Genomic DNA, 15,532 nt, shown 5'->3' with positions numbered 1-15,532 from the left:
GCAGGCTCACAGAGAAAGAATGGCACGCCGACGCGTTAGGAAAAAAATCTACATCGCCTACACGGGTGGCACAATCGGTATGAAGCAGACGCCGAAGGGCTACGTGCCAGAAAAAGGTTTCTTGGAAAAGCAGCTTGCGGCACTGTCGCTTTTTGCATCGCCAGATTTGCCAGAGGTGCACATTCACGAATACGAGCCGCTCTTGGATTCTGCCAATATGACACCGCGCGAGTGGATTCGCATTGCAAGCGATATTGAAGCGCATTACGACGACTACGATGGCTTTGTGGTGCTACACGGCACGGATACGATGGCCTATACCGCGTCGGCTCTGTCGTTTATGTTTGAGCATTTGGGTAAGAGCGTGATTTTAACGGGCGCTCAGATTCCGCTTATGGAGTTGCGCTCCGACGCACGTGAGAATCTTATCGGGGCGCTGTTCATAGCGGCAAACTTTCAGATTCCCGAAGTGTGTTTGTATTTCGGCGGCAAGCTCCTGCGCGGCAATCGTGCAGTGAAAGTGAGCGCCAGTGGCTTTGACGCATTTGAGTCGCCAAACTATCCACCGCTGGCAACTGCAGGAGTACAGATTGAAGCCAACTGGTCATACATTCTGCCAAAGCCGAAGGGAAAATTTCGAGTAAAGCCGCTCGAAGCAGCACGCATTGGTGTGCTGACGCTCTTTCCGGGCATCTTGCCAGAGGTGGTGCAAAACTTTTTCCGGGCACCAATTGAAGGCGTTGTGCTCAAAACATATGGCGTGGGTAATGCGCCTGATAGCGACGATGCCTTAATGGAAGTATTCCAAGAAGCCGTAAAGCGAGGCATTTTTATTGTCAATGTCTCGCAGTGCCTAGAAGGGCGGGTTGAAATGGAGCGATACAGGGGTGGACAACGCTTGCGAGAAGCAGGGGTACTTTCTGGCTATGATATGACCACCGAAGCAGCCTTAGCAAAGCTCTTTTATTTGCTAGGCAATCGTACTAATCCGCCGAGCCGAATCAAAAAGCTGATTGAGCAAAATTTGCGCGGTGAATTAACAAGGGCGTAACAAAGAAAGCGTAAAGCTGTGGAACACAATCAAGCCATTTACCTTAGGCGGCTGGAAATAGGGAAATCTGCACAGCAGAGTTTAGCCGTTGCGACTGCCATTACCACCAGCATTTTCCTAATGGAGCTGGTAGGAGGATTTCTTAGCGGCAGCTTGGCACTGCTGGCTGATGCAGGACACATGGCAACCGATGTGCTAGCACTCGGACTGGGTTGGGTAGCTATCTGGTTTGCCAAAAAGCCAGCCACTCCAGAACGCACTTACGGTTACTATCGCGTAGAGATTTTAGCAGCCCTTGCAAATGGCACGCTGCTTTGTGCGCTCTCACTGGTGATTTGCTATGAAGCGATTTTACGCTTTAGTGAGCCAAAGGATATTTCTCTTGAGCAAATGATGGGATTTGGTGCAGCAGGGCTGCTAGCAAATCTGGCGTCAGCGTGTCTGCTCCACAAATCAAGCAAGGCAAGCGTGAATGTGCGAGCGGCGTATCTGCATGTGCTAAGCGACTTGTTAGGGTCAGTGGGCGTGGTGATTGGAGCGCTGGTGATGCGACTGACAGGCTGGCTGGTTGTCGACCCCCTGATTAGCCTGTTGATTGCAGGATTAATTGTGCGAAGCGCTTGGGGCGTAGTAGTGGAGGCGGTTGATGTGCTCTTAGAGTCTGTCCCGAAAGAAGTGAATTTTGCAGAAGTTGAGACCGCGCTGCGACGAATGGAATATGTCCGTGATTTACACGACCTGCATATTTGGTCTATCACCTCAGGCGTCAATGCGCTCAGTTGCCACATTGTCGTGGAACGGTATGATTGCAGCGAAAGGCTAATTTTGGCAATTAACAAAATGCTGAAAGAGCGCTTCGGCATTGAGCATGTAACGATTCAGTTAGAGACAGCGAAAGTGCAGTCTGAGATTCGGCATCGCTCAATAGCAGAAAGCGTGGCAGCCAGAGAGCGCAAGCCTTGTCACTCCCACCACTCACACTAACTTGTAACGGTAGGTAAAATCGCTTCGCCACACACGGTGCATACTGTTGTCAGTAGGCTGCAAGCCGCTTGTCTCTGCGCAAAGCGTAAGGTGCAAACACTAAGCCAAGTTACTGTCTTCCCACTTGTCTTGTGGCATGTAGTCCGTAGCGAGTTTGAATAGCTCGCGTCGCAACCAGACGACAGTCAAAGTGTCGCTTGATATGGTGCGAATAAATAGCAATTTGGGCGTAGCGATAGTATCGCCGCAAAAACTCGGAGTTTTTGGGGTAACCTTTGGAATGCAGCGTTGTGCCTCTGTGAGCCGCCCAAGAAAAATCAAGGAAAAGACGCGCATCACTTCAGCGCGATGTCGCGTGGTCTCAGTCTTTCTGATGGGCAACAAGGTGGCAAACGGTCAATCTCCGAAAAAGAACACCTTTCAAATTGGGAGTGGACGCAAACATAGACGAACCTTAAAAGGTTGGGATAGAAGTAACGCTAAAAAGTTGTCTTTGTGAGTGTGGCGAAAAGTGAGGCGATAATGCCAGTGCTCTCCTCTGAAGGTAAAATTTCTGCAGCTGTGGCAGCGCACACATTCAGTGCCCGTGCTTTGCTGGCACTTGTAGATTGGGCAACACTTCTTTTTGCGCAATTGAATACGAGTGTGATTTTGTCTATATTGGTGCTATTACAACCGTGTTGGAAGTAACCGGAACTCGACTATCAACAAAACTAACAAAAACAATGAGGACGGCAAACAAACTAATCCTGTTGCTTGGCATCATTGGCTTGCTAAGCAGCTGCGGTGGAGGCAAATCGGACAAACCGACATCTGAAAAAGCCACAACTGCTAATTTTGCAGGCAAAACACTTAACATTCTCTGTTGGGAAGGGTATGCCCACGAACTCTTCACCAAGCCCTTCGAGCAAAAATACGGCTGCACTGTGAAGGGAACGTATTTTGGTTCTTCCGATGAGCTAATCTCTAAGCTGACAGCAGGTGGTGGTGAAGTCTATGACATTGTGTCCCCTTCTGCTGATATGGCACAGGCGCTCATTGAGCAAGGTTTGGTGCAACCTATTGACATAAAGAAAATTACGCACTACGACTCCCTTGCGCCAAAGCTCCGAGCAATGCAAGACGTCATCAAAGATGGCAAAGTGTATGGTGTGCCGTTCACTTGGGGGCCGGATTATCTGGTCTATAATGCAGACGAGGTCAAAAATCCAGATTCTTGGATGATTTTCTTTGACCCCAAGTATAAGGGCAAAATTGCTTTGTGGGACGATATTTCCAGTCTCTACTTAGCGGCAATATGGCTGGGCTTCGATAAGCCTGATAAAAGCGCCATTTACAATATGACCGAAGAGCAACTGGCAGCCGTCAAAGCCAAGCTCCTCGAGCTAAAGCCACACGTGCGTAAGTTCTGGATGACGGCAGGTGAGCTGGACAACCTCATGAAAAACAAGGAAGTGGTAGCGGCGGTAGGCTGGCCAATTACACCTGCTACGCTCTCTAAAGAAGGTCTCAACATCAAAGGCATTGTGCCAAAAGAAGGTGCAACAGGCTGGATTGACCGACTGATGATTACCAAGACCTCGCCAAATGTAGAGCTGGCGCATCTATGGATAGACTACATCACGCAAGCCGAAAACATGGCAAAGGTGGCCAAAGTGACGAACTACTCTGTGGCAAACCCTGGCGCCGCCCGATACCTTACGCCAGAAGAGCTCGAACTGACGCAGATGAATAACACGAACTACTACTTCGAGCGCATCAATTTCTGGCAGTATGTCAAAAACCGAAAGCGCTACAACGAAGTCTGGAATGAAGTCAAAGGAGGCGTGCAGTAAGCGATTGGGGGCAGCAGGAAAAGTCCTGCTGCCTTTTTTATCAAACCACATTGATATTGTATGCAAAAGAAGCTAGAGCTCAATTTTTGGTTGCTTTTTCTGCCGCTCGGAATCTGGTTGACGCTGTTTTTGATTTTGCCATATCTCAGGGTATTTGCGCAAAGTTTTTACACCACTAACGATTTTGGAGTCTTGCAGCCTGACCTAACCTTAGAGTCATACACGAAGTTTTTCACCAAAGAACTGTATCGCTCTACGCTCATTCGGACATTTGGTCTATCGGCTAGTGTAACCACAGCAGGCTTACTGCTTAGTATTCCGCTAGCTTATTACATCGCATTCAAGGTCGAAAAGAACAAAACGCTGCTTTATACATTAATCGTCTTGCCGCTTTGGGTGAGTTATATCGTTAGGGCATATGCTTGGAAAATTATCTTGGGCAAAGAGGGTATCTTGAATTCCTTCCTGATATTTACAGGCATCGTCAAAGAGCCAATTAGCGCGTTGCTCTACAGCGACTTGGCAGTGGTGATAGGTATGACACATATCTACACGCCCTTTGTGCTGATGCCGATATACACAGCCTTTGAACAAATTCCGAAATACTTGGTCGAAGCCTCCAAAGACTTAGGCGCAAACCGCATAACGACCTTCTTCAAAATTGTGCTGCCTCTAAGCTTGCCCGGCATTATTGCAGGGGCAACGTTCGCTTTTGTGCTCTCTCTGGGCGATTTTCTAGCTCCAGCCCTGCTCGGTGGCGTAGAAACGCTCTTTATTGCCAACATTTTTCAAAATATGTTTGGCACATCTAACGATAAACCTTTAGGCTCTGCAATTGGTATCGTGATGCTCATCGTGGTGACGATAGTGCTGGAAGTGTCTGCTTGGGCTGAAAAGAAATTTGCTTCGTTTCAATCGCAACGACTATGAAACAGCGTCCTGACCTTATAAGTGTGTTGATAGCGCTGGCAGCCTTTGCCGTGATGAGCTTTATATACTTCCCGCTGGTTACAGTCGTCATATACTCCTTTAACATTGACACTGTAAATTCCTTCCCGATGCGCGGCGTTTCACTCAAGTGGTATGAAATTGCATTTTCCAATTCGGCGCTGCTGCAAAGCCTAAAAATTAGCATTGCAGTGGCGCTGTCAGGAACGCTGATGGCGCTTGTGATCGGCACGACTGGCGCATTAGCGATGCACAAATATGACTTCCCGTTCAAGCGTTTCTTTGAGCGTGTCATTCTCCTGCCCATCACCTTGCCCGGTATCTTGACAGGTGTGGCGATGCTATCTTTCTTCCCACTTATTGGCATTAAGCTCTCGCTAACTGCTGTCGTGATTGGACACACCACATTTTTAATCAGCATCGTGCTCACACAAATCTATGCGCGGCTAAGGCGACTGGATCCATTTTTGGAAGAAGCAGCAGCGGATTTAGGCTCGAACCGCTGGCAAACTTTTTGGAAAGTAACATTGCCGAACATTAGAACCGCACTAATTGGGGCAGCCTTGCTGTCCTTTACGTTGTCGCTAGATGAAATTCCCGTAACCTTCTTTCTTATTGCCAGAGAAAACACATTGCCAATTGAGATTTACACTATGCTGCGGCGCGGCATCACGCCAGAAGTCAATGCAATTTCCACAGTGATATTTGCGATTTCTCTCTTTGCGCTTTTGCTCTTTGTCAAACTCGGTGAAAAACAGGCATCAACGGTGGTATGAGTCTGCAACTGGTCAAAATATCTAAGTCGTTTGGAAACAATTTGGTCATTCCCGAACTCAGTTTGGAAATTCTTGATGGAGAGTTTATCACGCTACTGGGACCGAGCGGTTGCGGCAAGACCACCTTGCTGCGCATGATTGCAGGCTTTGAACTACCAAGCTCAGGTTCTGTGGTGTTGGACGGAGAAGACATCACGCCGTTGCCGCCTTACCGCCGAAATGTCAATACTGTTTTTCAGAACTATGCACTGTTTCCGCATCTTAATGTGTTTGAAAATGTAGCCTACGGTCTGAGGCAAAAGGGCATCAGAGGCGAGGAGCTAAAGAAACAGGTGATGGCAGTGCTTGAAAAAGTTCAGATGGTAGATTTTATCAATCGCAAGCCCAGAGAACTCTCTGGCGGTCAGCAGCAACGTGTTGCACTAGCCAGAGCAATTGTCAACAAGCCAAAAGTCTTGCTGCTTGATGAACCACTAAGCGCCCTTGACCTCAAGCTAAGAAAGCAAATGCAGATTGAACTGAAGCAGCTACATAGAGAGTTAGGCATGACCTTTGTGTTTGTTACGCACGACCAAGAAGAAGCCCTGACAATGTCAGACCGTATTGCGGTGATGAACAAAGGCGTCATTGAGCAGCTTGCTGACCCACAAACCTTGTATGAAAGACCCAGAACAAAGTTTGTCGCTGACTTCATCGGTGAAAACAATACGCTGATTGGTGAGGTGCATAACGGCGTCTTCAAAGGAAAAGGATTTGAGCTGCCTGTTCAGACAGAGGTGCGTGGTAAAGCGATGCTCTTCATTCGTCCCGAACACATCTTTTTCAACATTCGCTCCCAAGAGGGTATTAAAGTCAGGATTGTGGATAAAACCTTTTTAGGCAATATGTGGCGTATTCGCTGTGAGACATTGGGACAAGAATGCATAGATGTAACGATTAAGCCAGATGAAGTGGAAAAACTCAGTGACCTCAGCGAAGCCTACATCGTCTGGCGGCAAGACAAGGCTAACATCATCAATTACTCACTATGAAACACTACCAGATGTTCATCAATGGAGAGTGGGTCAATGCGGCTGATGGGGGCACGCGTCAGATTATTGACCCAGCAAACGGTGAAGTGCTTGCCACTGTGCCCGAAGCAACCAGTGAAGATGTGGACAAAGCCGTAAAAGCAGCGCGTTACGCCTTCGACCATACTAATTGGGGCAGTAGCGACAATGCGCTGAACCGTGCCAGACTGCTAAATGCACTAGCAGACAAGCTGCGTGAAAACGCCAGCTTTTTTGCTGAGCTGGACACACGAAACTGCGGTAAGCCGATTGCTGAGTCGGAAATCGATGTGGCAGATTCAGCCAACTGCTTTGATTACTATGCGGGCTTAGCTACAAAAATCATGGGTGAGACAGTGGCAGTGCCTGCAAATATGCAAAGTATGGTATTGCGTGAGCCTGTGGGCGTGTGCGCCCAGATTATTCCTTGGAACTACCCCTTGCTGATGGCAACATGGAAAATCGCCCCAGCACTGGCGGCTGGCTGCACCGTGGTCTTAAAGCCCTCTGAACTAACCCCGCTTTCCGCCTTAGAGCTGGCGAGATTAGCGCAAGAGGTCGGCATTCCCGCAGGTGTGCTGAACGTGATAACAGGGGTCGGTGAAACCGCTGGTGCAGCGCTGGTCAGTCACCCTGACATTGACAAAATTGCGTTCACAGGTGGCACCGACACAGGTGTGAAGATCATGGCTGCTGCCGCCAAAGGCATCAAAAGAGTCACGCTGGAGCTGGGCGGCAAAAATCCTGCAATTGTCTTTGCCGATGCAGACCTAAACAAGGCGATTGAGTGGGTAGCCTTTGCTGGATTTGCAAACCAAGGAGAAGTATGCTCCGCTGGTTCACGAATTCTGGTAGAGCGCCCTATTTACAATGAAGTCATTGAGAGAGTGAAGAAAATTGCAGAAGGCATTAAGCTGGGACATGGGCTGGAGAGAGATGTAAAGATGGGACCATTGGTCTCGAAGGAGCAGTATGACAAGGTGATGCATTACATCAAGAAAGCACTGGAAGAGGGAGATAGGCTGGTTTGCGGTGGCAAACACCCTGAGGGCGCAGAGTATCAAAAGGGCTTCTTTATTGAACCAACCATTTTTGCCGATGTCAAACCCGACCACACACTTTTCCGCGATGAAGTGTTCGGGCCTGTAATGTCCTTTACGCCATTCGATAGCGAAGAAGAGGCCATCGCGCTGGCTAATCAGACCGAATATGGGCTGGCGGCAGGCATTTTCACGGAAAACATCGCCAGAGCACATCGAGTGATGAAACAAATCCGAGCCGGAATTGTCTGGGTAAATTGCTACCACCCCACCTTCAATGAATTGCCTTGGGGCGGTTTCAAGAAGTCAGGCATCGGTCGTGAGCTAGGCAAATACGGTCTGGAAGCCTATCTGGAAACGAAGCAAGTAAGTATCAATCTGGACTCTGGAAAATTAGGCTGGTATGAAGTCAATGCGTAACGATTTACCCAAAGTGACATCGCAAGAATTGCTGCAAAGGCGGAATAAGGTTGTCCCCAAAGCAATGCAGATGAACTATGCAATTGATGCAGCCTTTGCTAAGGGAGCAGTCTTTTACTCGCACGATGGAAAAGAATACATTGACTTTTCTGGTGGCATTGGGGTGCTAAACGCAGGGCACTGTCCGCCGCCTGTCGTGAAAGCTATTGCACGCCAGTCGAGAAAGCTAATGCACACCTTCTTCAATCAACTGACGCATGAACCCTACATAAGGCTGGCTGAAAAACTCATTGAACTTTTCCCGCACGGCGAAGAAACCAAAGTGATGATGGTGAACTCTGGCGCAGAAGCCGTCGAAAATGCTGTCAAAATTGCGCGGCAGGCGACTAAACGCAACGCAGTGATTTGTTTTACAGGTGGTTTTCATGGTCGCACCCTGCTCGGCATGACGCTCACATCCAAAGTCTCCTACAAGCAGCACTGCGGCCCGTTTGCGCCAGAAGTGTATCGACTGCCTTTCCCTGACTACTACCACAATGCCGTGAGAGGGCAATCGTTTGAAGAGTTTGTTGACCAAGAAATCGCTAAGCTGAAGAAGTATTTCAGCTCAGTGGTTGCGCCAAATGAAGTAGCGGCGGTCATCATTGAGCCTGTGCAGGGTGAAGGCGGTTTTTATGTAACGCCCTACCGCTACATGAAGGCCCTAAGAGAGATATGCGATGAGCACGGCATTGTGCTGATTCTTGATGAAGTGCAGAGCGGATTTGGCAGAACAGGTAGGTGGGCAGCCTACGAACACTATGACATCATACCTGACCTCTCAACTTGGGCCAAATCAATAGGGTCTGGGATTCCTATCGCTTGCGTCATTGGGAAGGCGTCCGTGATGGACAAAGCAGCGCCAGGTACATTAGGTGGCACATATGCAGGCAATCCAGTAGCGTGTGCCGCCGCTTTAGCGACCATTGAGTATATGGAGAAAATTAACATCAACGCAAAAGGCGAGCGGATTGGAAAAATCATCTTTAACTTTTTCAAAAAGCTGCAGCGGCAATGCAAGGCAATTGGCGATGTGAGAGGCTTAGGAGCAATGGTCGCCATCGAGCTGGTCAAAAATCAAGACCCAAATCAGCCCGATGCGGAACTCACCACAAAGCTGGTGCGCGCGTGCGCCGAAAGGGGACTGTTTATTATTTCAGCTGGCGTGTATGGTAATGTGATTCGAGTGCTATGCCCACTGGTGATTACCGATGCGCAGCTTAAAAAAGGATTGAACATCTTAGGAGAGGAGCTGATGAGACTGACAGCAAGCCCTATGCCGATAGCTACACCACAAAGGCAAGCGGTTCAACCTTCTGCCTGAGGTGGAAAAGAGCATTTCAAGTGGATTGACGCACAACTTCAATTAAGCCAGTCTCCGTAGCAATTGCATCAAGTGGAATATCCTTGTGCTCTTTTTCATGGATTTGTGGGATATGGTCTAAGATTTGGAAAGAAAATGCTAGTCCGATTTTGCGTGGCGAAACCCCCATTGAAGCAAGACGAGAAAAGAAATTGTCGTAAAACCCTTTGCCGTAACCCAATCGATTGCCAGAGCGGTCGCAGGCTAAAAGCGGGGTGAGCACCACTTCAATTTGCGAATCGTCAACAGGTGTGCGGTCAATTGGCTCTAACACTTCAAAGACACCACTGGCTAATTTGTCCATTCCAAGAAAGCGGGCGCTAAGCAAGTTGCGAGCCTTCATAACAGGCACAAGCACTTCTTTGCCTTGCTCTTGCAGCCACTTCAAAATAGGCTCGGTGTTGACTTCTCGCCGCTTAGCGATAGAAATAAAGCAGTGCACGACACGGGCGCGCTGCAGGGTTGAATCGCTTTTCAGCACCTCGAAAATTTTTTGGCTACGCAAAAGCCACTCAGCTTCGCTGAGCGCTGCACGTTGCTCAGCCATTCGAGAGCGAATAGCCGCACGCTCTTCTAAGACTTGCCGAAGAGAAGACTCCATTTTAGGTCTGACAATCAAGCACAGCAGAGTGCTTAGCTTAAATCCACTTCTGAAGAGTCTCCGATATTGACGCGTCGCGCCTTGCCACGCACAATTGCATTGTTGCCGATAATAGACTCGTTGAGCAACATTGAAGTTACTCGAGCTTGCTCACCCACAATTGAGTTTTGCACGAGTGAATTTTTCACCACTGCTTTACTGGCAATCGTCGCATATGGACCGATAATAGAATTCTCAATTTCTGCATCTTCGGCAATAAAAACAGGCGGATTGATAACACAGCCGTAAATTTCTCGGTAGCGCGATTTGGATTTAAGCAGTTTTTCATTGGTCGAAAGCAGTGTTTCTGGCTTGCCGCAGTCATACCAGCCGTCGACAGGGAAGGTAGAAAACTTCTCGCCCGCTTCAATCATGGCTTGAAGGGCATCGGTCAATTGAAACTCCCCTTTGGTGCGACGATTCTGCTCAATGTTTCGGCTAAGGCACTGCATCAGTAGCTGAGGATTTTTGATAAAGTAGAGCCCAACCACTGCAAGGTTAGAGGTAGGGTGTTCGGGCTTTTCAATGAGCTTCGTGATGAACCCATCTTGCACCTCTGCCACGCCAAATCGACGTGGGTCTTCGACGGCTTTGACACCCAAGGCAGAGTGCTCACGACGAAAGACATCTTTGAGGTCAACTTCAAAAATCGTGTCGCCTAAAATGATGAAAATGGGGTCAGTGCCGATGTGCTCGCGTGTAATCCAGATAGCATGTCCCAGACCCAGTCGTTCTTCCTGCTCAACAAAGGTGAAGTGAATGTCATAGTGGCGTGTGAGATACTCTTCAATCATATCGCCCAAGTATCCGACCACGACAATCGCTTCTTTAATGCCTTCCTCAATAATTTTGTCAATAATGTGCCCGATAATTGGTTTGCCAGCGACATTAAGCAGAACTTTGGGCAGCGTGTAGGTGTGAGGACGCAAACGGCTACCCACCCCTGCAACGGGAATGATGGCTTTCATAACGAACAAAATTAAGTTTGCAAAAACAGCGTGCGAAGTTATGCAAAACCGCCGAAAGAAACGCTATCTCAATGCGCCACGCAACTTAGTGCGCGCCGCCAAGACAGTTTCACGAGAGGAAATTTTGGACCTGAAGTATGCACTCTGGATTTCGCGTGCCAAGTTTGTGAGAGGTGAACTGGAGTTTGAAGCGCTGCGTCGCTGTGCCAAGCAACTGGCTGAGGCAATTGTGGCGCGCTATGAGCAGCGCTTTGGTAAAAACGCGCCGCTGACCCTTTTGCGAGACTTGTCGGAAGTGATGCACGAGCCCTGTATGTGCAACCACACGCATCGCCCATAGAAAGACGTGCCGGCACAAACACGCAGCGTGAAAAGACCCCTGCTTCCAATTTTTGTGGCGAAATTCGCAAAACTGGAGTGCAAGGTGATATGACACGAGGCAGGCAAGTTTGCTCTGCCCCTGTGTTACATTTTTGTTAAATCTGAATGTGAGCGTTTCATCTAAGCCCGAGCGCTGCTAATTTTACGGTTACCTGCGCCTATCTACATCTGCATAAACTATCTTCTGATATGGAAGCACTCTTTGATGGTTCGCTGACAAGCGGGATGATGATACTCCTATTTCTCTCACTAGCAATTGCGTGTGGGTTTGAGTTCGTCAATGGGTTTCACGATACAGCAAATGCTGTAGCCACTGTGATTTACACAAAATCCCTCAAACCAGTGCCTTCTGTAGTCTGGTCAGGTATCTGGAACTTTTTGGGAGTGTTTCTGGGCGGGATTGCTGTAGCAATCGGGATTATCAACCTCTTACCTGTGGATTTGCTGGTCTCGAGCGGCACTGGAGCAGGAATGGCAATGGTGCTTGCTTTGCTCATCGGCGCAGTGATTTGGAATGTAGGCACTTGGTATTTTGGCATTCCAGCTTCCAGCTCCCACACACTCATTGGTTCAATTTTAGGGGTGGGGCTGGCGAATTCGCTTTTGCCGGGGCACATTTTCGGAAGCGGGGTCAATTGGTCAAAAGCAGGAGAAATCGGACTGTCGCTGCTCATCTCACCGCTCATTGGTTTCACGCTGGCAGCGCTCTTGTTGCTCTTGCTCAAAAGGCTGGCACGAAACCCCAAACTGCATCAAGCGCCAGAAGGCGACACACCGCCTCCTTGGTGGGTGCGAGCGATCCTAATTTTCACTTGTACAGGTGTGAGCTTTGCACACGGTTCCAACGATGGACAAAAGGGCGTCGGCCTTGTGATGCTCATCCTCATCGGTATCTTGCCGGCCAGTTACGCCCTCAATATGGACTGCAGCAGGGAGCAGCTAACGGAGACACTGGCAGCCTCTCGAGAACTGGAAGAGTGGGTGCAGCACGAAATGACCGCAGCACTTATTATGCCTGCATCGCTGATGGCAAGTCCAGTGCAACAAGAAAAACAGTCGCTGTTTAGGACGCTCAAAGACAATTTGCGCGTGGTTCAAGCTAAGCTGGCAGGCAAATCTTCAGTGGTGGAAATTCCAAAAGAAGAACGCTTTGAAATTCGAAAGCGCATTTTGCTCATCACGAATGCATTCAGCAAGCTGGAAAAAGAAAAACAGCTTGCGTTACCAGAAGAAGTGCTGTTGTCGCTTAAAGCACGCCTAAAAGCCTTGCGCAACATTACGGAGTATGCTCCAACTTGGGTGATTGTAGCCATTGCGCTCTCACTTGGCATTGGCACAATGATTGGCTGGAAACGCATTGTGGTAACGGTAGGCGAGAAAATCGGAAAATCTCACCTCACTTATTCGCAAGGGGCTGCAGCTGAAATCGTTGCAATGAGCACAATTGGGCTGTCTTCACTCTTAGGCTTACCAGTCAGCACAACGCATGTGCTTTCATCTGGCGTAGCGGGCACAATGGTGGCACAAAAAGCGGGCATTCAAGTTGATGTAGTGCGCAAAATTGCGCTGGCTTGGCTTCTTACGCTCCCTGTCTCAATGCTTTTAGCAGGCACACTGTTCTTGATGTTCCGCGCCATCTTAGGCTGATGCTCCAAAGACCTTTCCATACAGAGGAAGCGCAGTGATACAGGGAAAAAAAAGTTTGACAGTCCGCTTGCGCCGCAGCGAAGGGCTTAGAAGAGAGCATCGAAGGCATCACTATCTGGAGGCGACGAGGTAGAAGGACGAGTGGAAGTGCGTGGCGAAGCCAGCGCTTTAGGCGCAGTGCGAGCGCTCACAAGCAAAATGCGCTCATAAAGCTCCGAGGGCAACTGTGCCAAAAACCGCGATGGGTTGCTGAAGTATTCTTCTTGCTGGCGACCTCGCAGAATTGGGAAAGAGATGTAGAGATACTCCTTTGCACGCGTCAGTGCCACATAGAGCAAGCGCAATTCCTCATCTAACTCCTCGTCGCTGACCGCATAGTAGGAAGGTAAGATGCCATCTAATGCATTGATGAGAAAGACAGCCGTCCACTCCAAACCTTTCGCCGAGTGAATCGTGGAAAGCACCAGTGGCGACTCGTCTTTACGGGCGGTTTTGGTGTCTATGGCCGAAAGGTCAATCGGCTCTAAGGCTAAGTCTGCTAGCAGGGCTTCCAGCGAGGTGTAGTTAAGAAGGATGACAAGGAAGTTTTCAAGGTCTTTCTGCCGCTTTGGGTAATCATCAAGATACTGCTCCTGCATGAGGGGTAGGTAGTATCTGTAGATGCGCTTGGCTTTTTCAAAGAGCGGTGCTGTGCTTTGGCTTAGCTCTGAGAGAAGCAAAGCCAGTGCGCGCAGCGATTCCAAATACTTGGGTGAGACGCTGGACATATCCACGCGGTAAGGGTCTGGAGCAGACTGAACCCACTCGGCAATGTCCTGCGCCGTCTTTGGCCCAATGCCTTTCAGCAATTTTAGCACACGATTCCAACTGAGCACATCGCGCGGGTTGTAGAGCAGTTTGAGATAGGCCACAAAATCCTTGATGTGAGCGGCTTCGGTGAGTTTCTGTCCGCCAAATTTGACAAATGGAATGTTGCGTTTTCGGAGCTCCAGTTCAAGGTCAAATGAGTCACGGCTATTTCGCATCAGGACCGCCATCTGGTTGAGAGCTAAGCCAGCTTCACGCAGTTCCAAGATGCGCTGAGCAACAAACTTGGATTGAAATTGCTCATCAGGCGCATGGACAATTGCAGGATACTCGCCATTAGGCTTAGTGGTCGTATAGAGCCGCTTGGAGAATTTTTCTTTCGCCTGAGCGATGACAGCATTAGTGAGGTCTAAAATATGCTGTGTGCTGCGATAATTCTCCTCGAGCTTAATAATGCGGCAGTTTGGAAAGTGTTTCGGAAAGTCCAAGATATTACGATAGTTTGCACCGCGAAACGCATAGATGGATTGCGCATCGTCGCCGACAGCCATAACGTTGCCGTGCACTTCGGAGAGCAGCTTAACCAGTTCGGCTTGAACGAGGTTGGTATCTTGGTATTCATCGACCATAATGTATCGCAACGTGCTGGAAATGTGCCGGCGCACAGTCGGATTGTCAGCAAGAAGTGTAGCCGTCAGCGTAAGCAAGTCATCATAGTCGACCAGCGAGTTTTTGTGCTTGTAATCACGATAGGCAACGGCAACTTTTTTTATATCCTCCACGACGCCTAAAAACTGCGGGTAGAGGGTTTCTACAATAGCCTCAATAGGCAAGGCACGGTTCGCAGCGTAGCTGATAATGGTCTGGAGCGTGTCTTTTTTCGGAAATCGCTTGTAGAGACCTTTTCGGTCGTAGCCCAGTGCGGCGCGGACAATGTCAATCACATCACGCGAGTCGCTCTGGTCTAAGATGGTAAATTGCTCAGAGAGTCCAATTGCGGTGCTATGCTGGCGCAGAAGACGGTTGGCGTAGCTATGGAAGGTGCCGCCGAGAATTTGTGCACAAGCGGGTCCAGCAACCATAGCTGCACGGGACAGCATTTCCTCTGCAGCACGCCGCGTAAAGGTGAGAAGCAAAATCGACTGAGCGGGCACACCAGACTCAATTAAGTAAGCTACACGGTAAGTAAGCGTCTTGGTTTTGCCTGTGCCCGCACCAGCGACAACCAGCACAGCACCTTCAGTAGTGCGCACAGCCTCTAACTGTGCAGCATTTAGCTCCTTTTCATACTTTGCGAGCGAAAAGCCCGAAGCAGCTGTCTCCGAGAAATGGTCACCTGATAAAACAAATGTGCGCGTTGGCATAGTGCAAGAAGTCACCAAGCTGCATTGAGTGAATGAGGCAGAGAGACCTATGCTCCCGCTTTATTTGATGGTGTCAATACAACATAGAGCGAAAATACAGATTCAAAGCGTGAGTTGCGAGAAAATTTCACTTGGAGCTTAGGCGTGCAGGGTCTTGCTTGAACGAATTGCCAGACGCTAAGGCTTCAAAAACAGCATAGGCAAATCACTTGCAAGGTGC

14 protein-coding genes are annotated in these 15,532 nt (G+C 49.0%); 10 read left to right on the top strand and 4 right to left on the bottom strand.

From position 1 onward, the window contains the following. Nucleotides 1–19: 19 nt before the first annotated feature. Complete coding sequence (gene ansA, locus NZM05_01605; protein ID MCS7012315.1) at nt 20–1,051, top strand: asparaginase; 1,032 nt, start codon at nt 20–22, stop codon at nt 1,049–1,051. An 18-nt stretch (nt 1,052–1,069) separates the two neighbouring features. Then, nucleotides 1,070–2,035: a cation diffusion facilitator family transporter gene (locus NZM05_01600; GenBank protein MCS7012314.1), complete on the top strand. Its 966-nt coding sequence runs from the start codon at nt 1,070–1,072 to the stop codon at nt 2,033–2,035. 99 nt (nt 2,036–2,134) lie between these two features. On the opposite strand, the gene NZM05_01595 is transcribed toward NZM05_01600, so the two are convergent. Continuing rightward, entirely contained in the window at nt 2,135–2,416 is a 282-nt protein-coding gene (locus NZM05_01595; protein MCS7012313.1) for a hypothetical protein, read from the bottom strand. A gap of 344 nt (nt 2,417–2,760) precedes the next feature. Here NZM05_01595 and NZM05_01590 point away from each other — a divergent pair, with 344 nt between their 5' ends. From NZM05_01590 to NZM05_01565, 6 genes are read left to right on the top strand one after another with little or no spacing between them, the layout of a single operon-like run. Beyond that, entirely contained in the window at nt 2,761–3,870 is a 1,110-nt protein-coding gene (locus NZM05_01590) for an ABC transporter substrate-binding protein (protein ID MCS7012312.1), read from the top strand. Between the two features lie 60 nt (nt 3,871–3,930). Continuing rightward, entirely contained in the window at nt 3,931–4,800 is an 870-nt protein-coding gene (locus NZM05_01585; protein ID MCS7012311.1) for an ABC transporter permease, read from the top strand. After that, nucleotides 4,797–5,594, top strand: a complete 798-nt coding sequence (locus NZM05_01580) for an ABC transporter permease (GenBank protein MCS7012310.1) — start codon at nt 4,797–4,799, stop codon at nt 5,592–5,594. The genes NZM05_01585 and NZM05_01580 overlap by 4 nt, the downstream gene beginning before the upstream one ends. Continuing rightward, the gene (locus NZM05_01575) at nt 5,591–6,625 is read left to right on the top strand and encodes an ABC transporter ATP-binding protein (protein ID MCS7012309.1); all 1,035 of its coding nucleotides are present in this window, start codon (nt 5,591–5,593) and stop codon (nt 6,623–6,625) included. Before NZM05_01580 ends, NZM05_01575 begins: the two co-directional genes overlap by 4 nt. Continuing rightward, entirely contained in the window at nt 6,622–8,103 is a 1,482-nt protein-coding gene (locus NZM05_01570; GenBank protein ID MCS7012308.1) for an aldehyde dehydrogenase family protein, read from the top strand. Before NZM05_01575 ends, NZM05_01570 begins: the two co-directional genes overlap by 4 nt. Continuing rightward, on the top strand, nt 8,087–9,466 hold the full coding sequence (locus tag NZM05_01565; GenBank protein ID MCS7012307.1) for an aspartate aminotransferase family protein: 1,380 nt from the start codon (nt 8,087–8,089) through the stop codon (nt 9,464–9,466). The genes NZM05_01570 and NZM05_01565 overlap by 17 nt, the downstream gene beginning before the upstream one ends. 16 nt (nt 9,467–9,482) lie before the next feature. Here the strand turns inward: NZM05_01565 and NZM05_01560 are convergent, their stop codons facing one another. Together NZM05_01560 and NZM05_01555 are read right to left on the bottom strand one after the other, a co-directional pair. Next, a complete protein-coding gene (locus NZM05_01560; protein MCS7012306.1) occupies nt 9,483–10,106 on the bottom strand; it encodes a 5-formyltetrahydrofolate cyclo-ligase in 624 nt (207 codons plus the stop codon). Nucleotides 10,107–10,138: 32 nt separating this feature from the next. Continuing rightward, complete coding sequence (locus NZM05_01555) at nt 10,139–11,113, bottom strand: sugar phosphate nucleotidyltransferase (protein ID MCS7012305.1); 975 nt, start codon at nt 11,111–11,113, stop codon at nt 10,139–10,141. A 40-nt stretch (nt 11,114–11,153) separates the two neighbouring features. On the opposite strand from NZM05_01555, the gene NZM05_01550 reads away from it, so the two are divergent. Then, the gene (locus NZM05_01550; GenBank protein MCS7012304.1) at nt 11,154–11,453 is read left to right on the top strand and encodes a hypothetical protein; all 300 of its coding nucleotides are present in this window, start codon (nt 11,154–11,156) and stop codon (nt 11,451–11,453) included. Nucleotides 11,454–11,683: 230 nt separating this feature from the next. Next, nucleotides 11,684–13,141 carry an inorganic phosphate transporter gene (locus NZM05_01545; GenBank protein ID MCS7012303.1) on the top strand — a complete coding sequence of 486 codons (1,458 nt, stop codon included), beginning with the start codon at nt 11,684–11,686 and terminating at the stop codon, nt 13,139–13,141. An 86-nt stretch (nt 13,142–13,227) separates the two neighbouring features. Here the strand turns inward: NZM05_01545 and NZM05_01540 are convergent, their stop codons facing one another. After that, nucleotides 13,228–15,312: an ATP-dependent helicase gene (locus NZM05_01540; protein MCS7012302.1), complete on the bottom strand. Its 2,085-nt coding sequence runs from the start codon at nt 15,310–15,312 to the stop codon at nt 13,228–13,230. Nucleotides 15,313–15,532 lie beyond the last annotated feature (220 nt).

The organism is Chloroherpetonaceae bacterium, from assembly GCA_025056565.1.
Lineage (GTDB): Bacteria > Bacteroidota > Chlorobiia > Chlorobiales > Thermochlorobacteraceae > Thermochlorobacter.
Note: the sequence above shows the minus strand (reverse complement) of the source record. Positions and strands in the feature narration are given on the sequence as shown.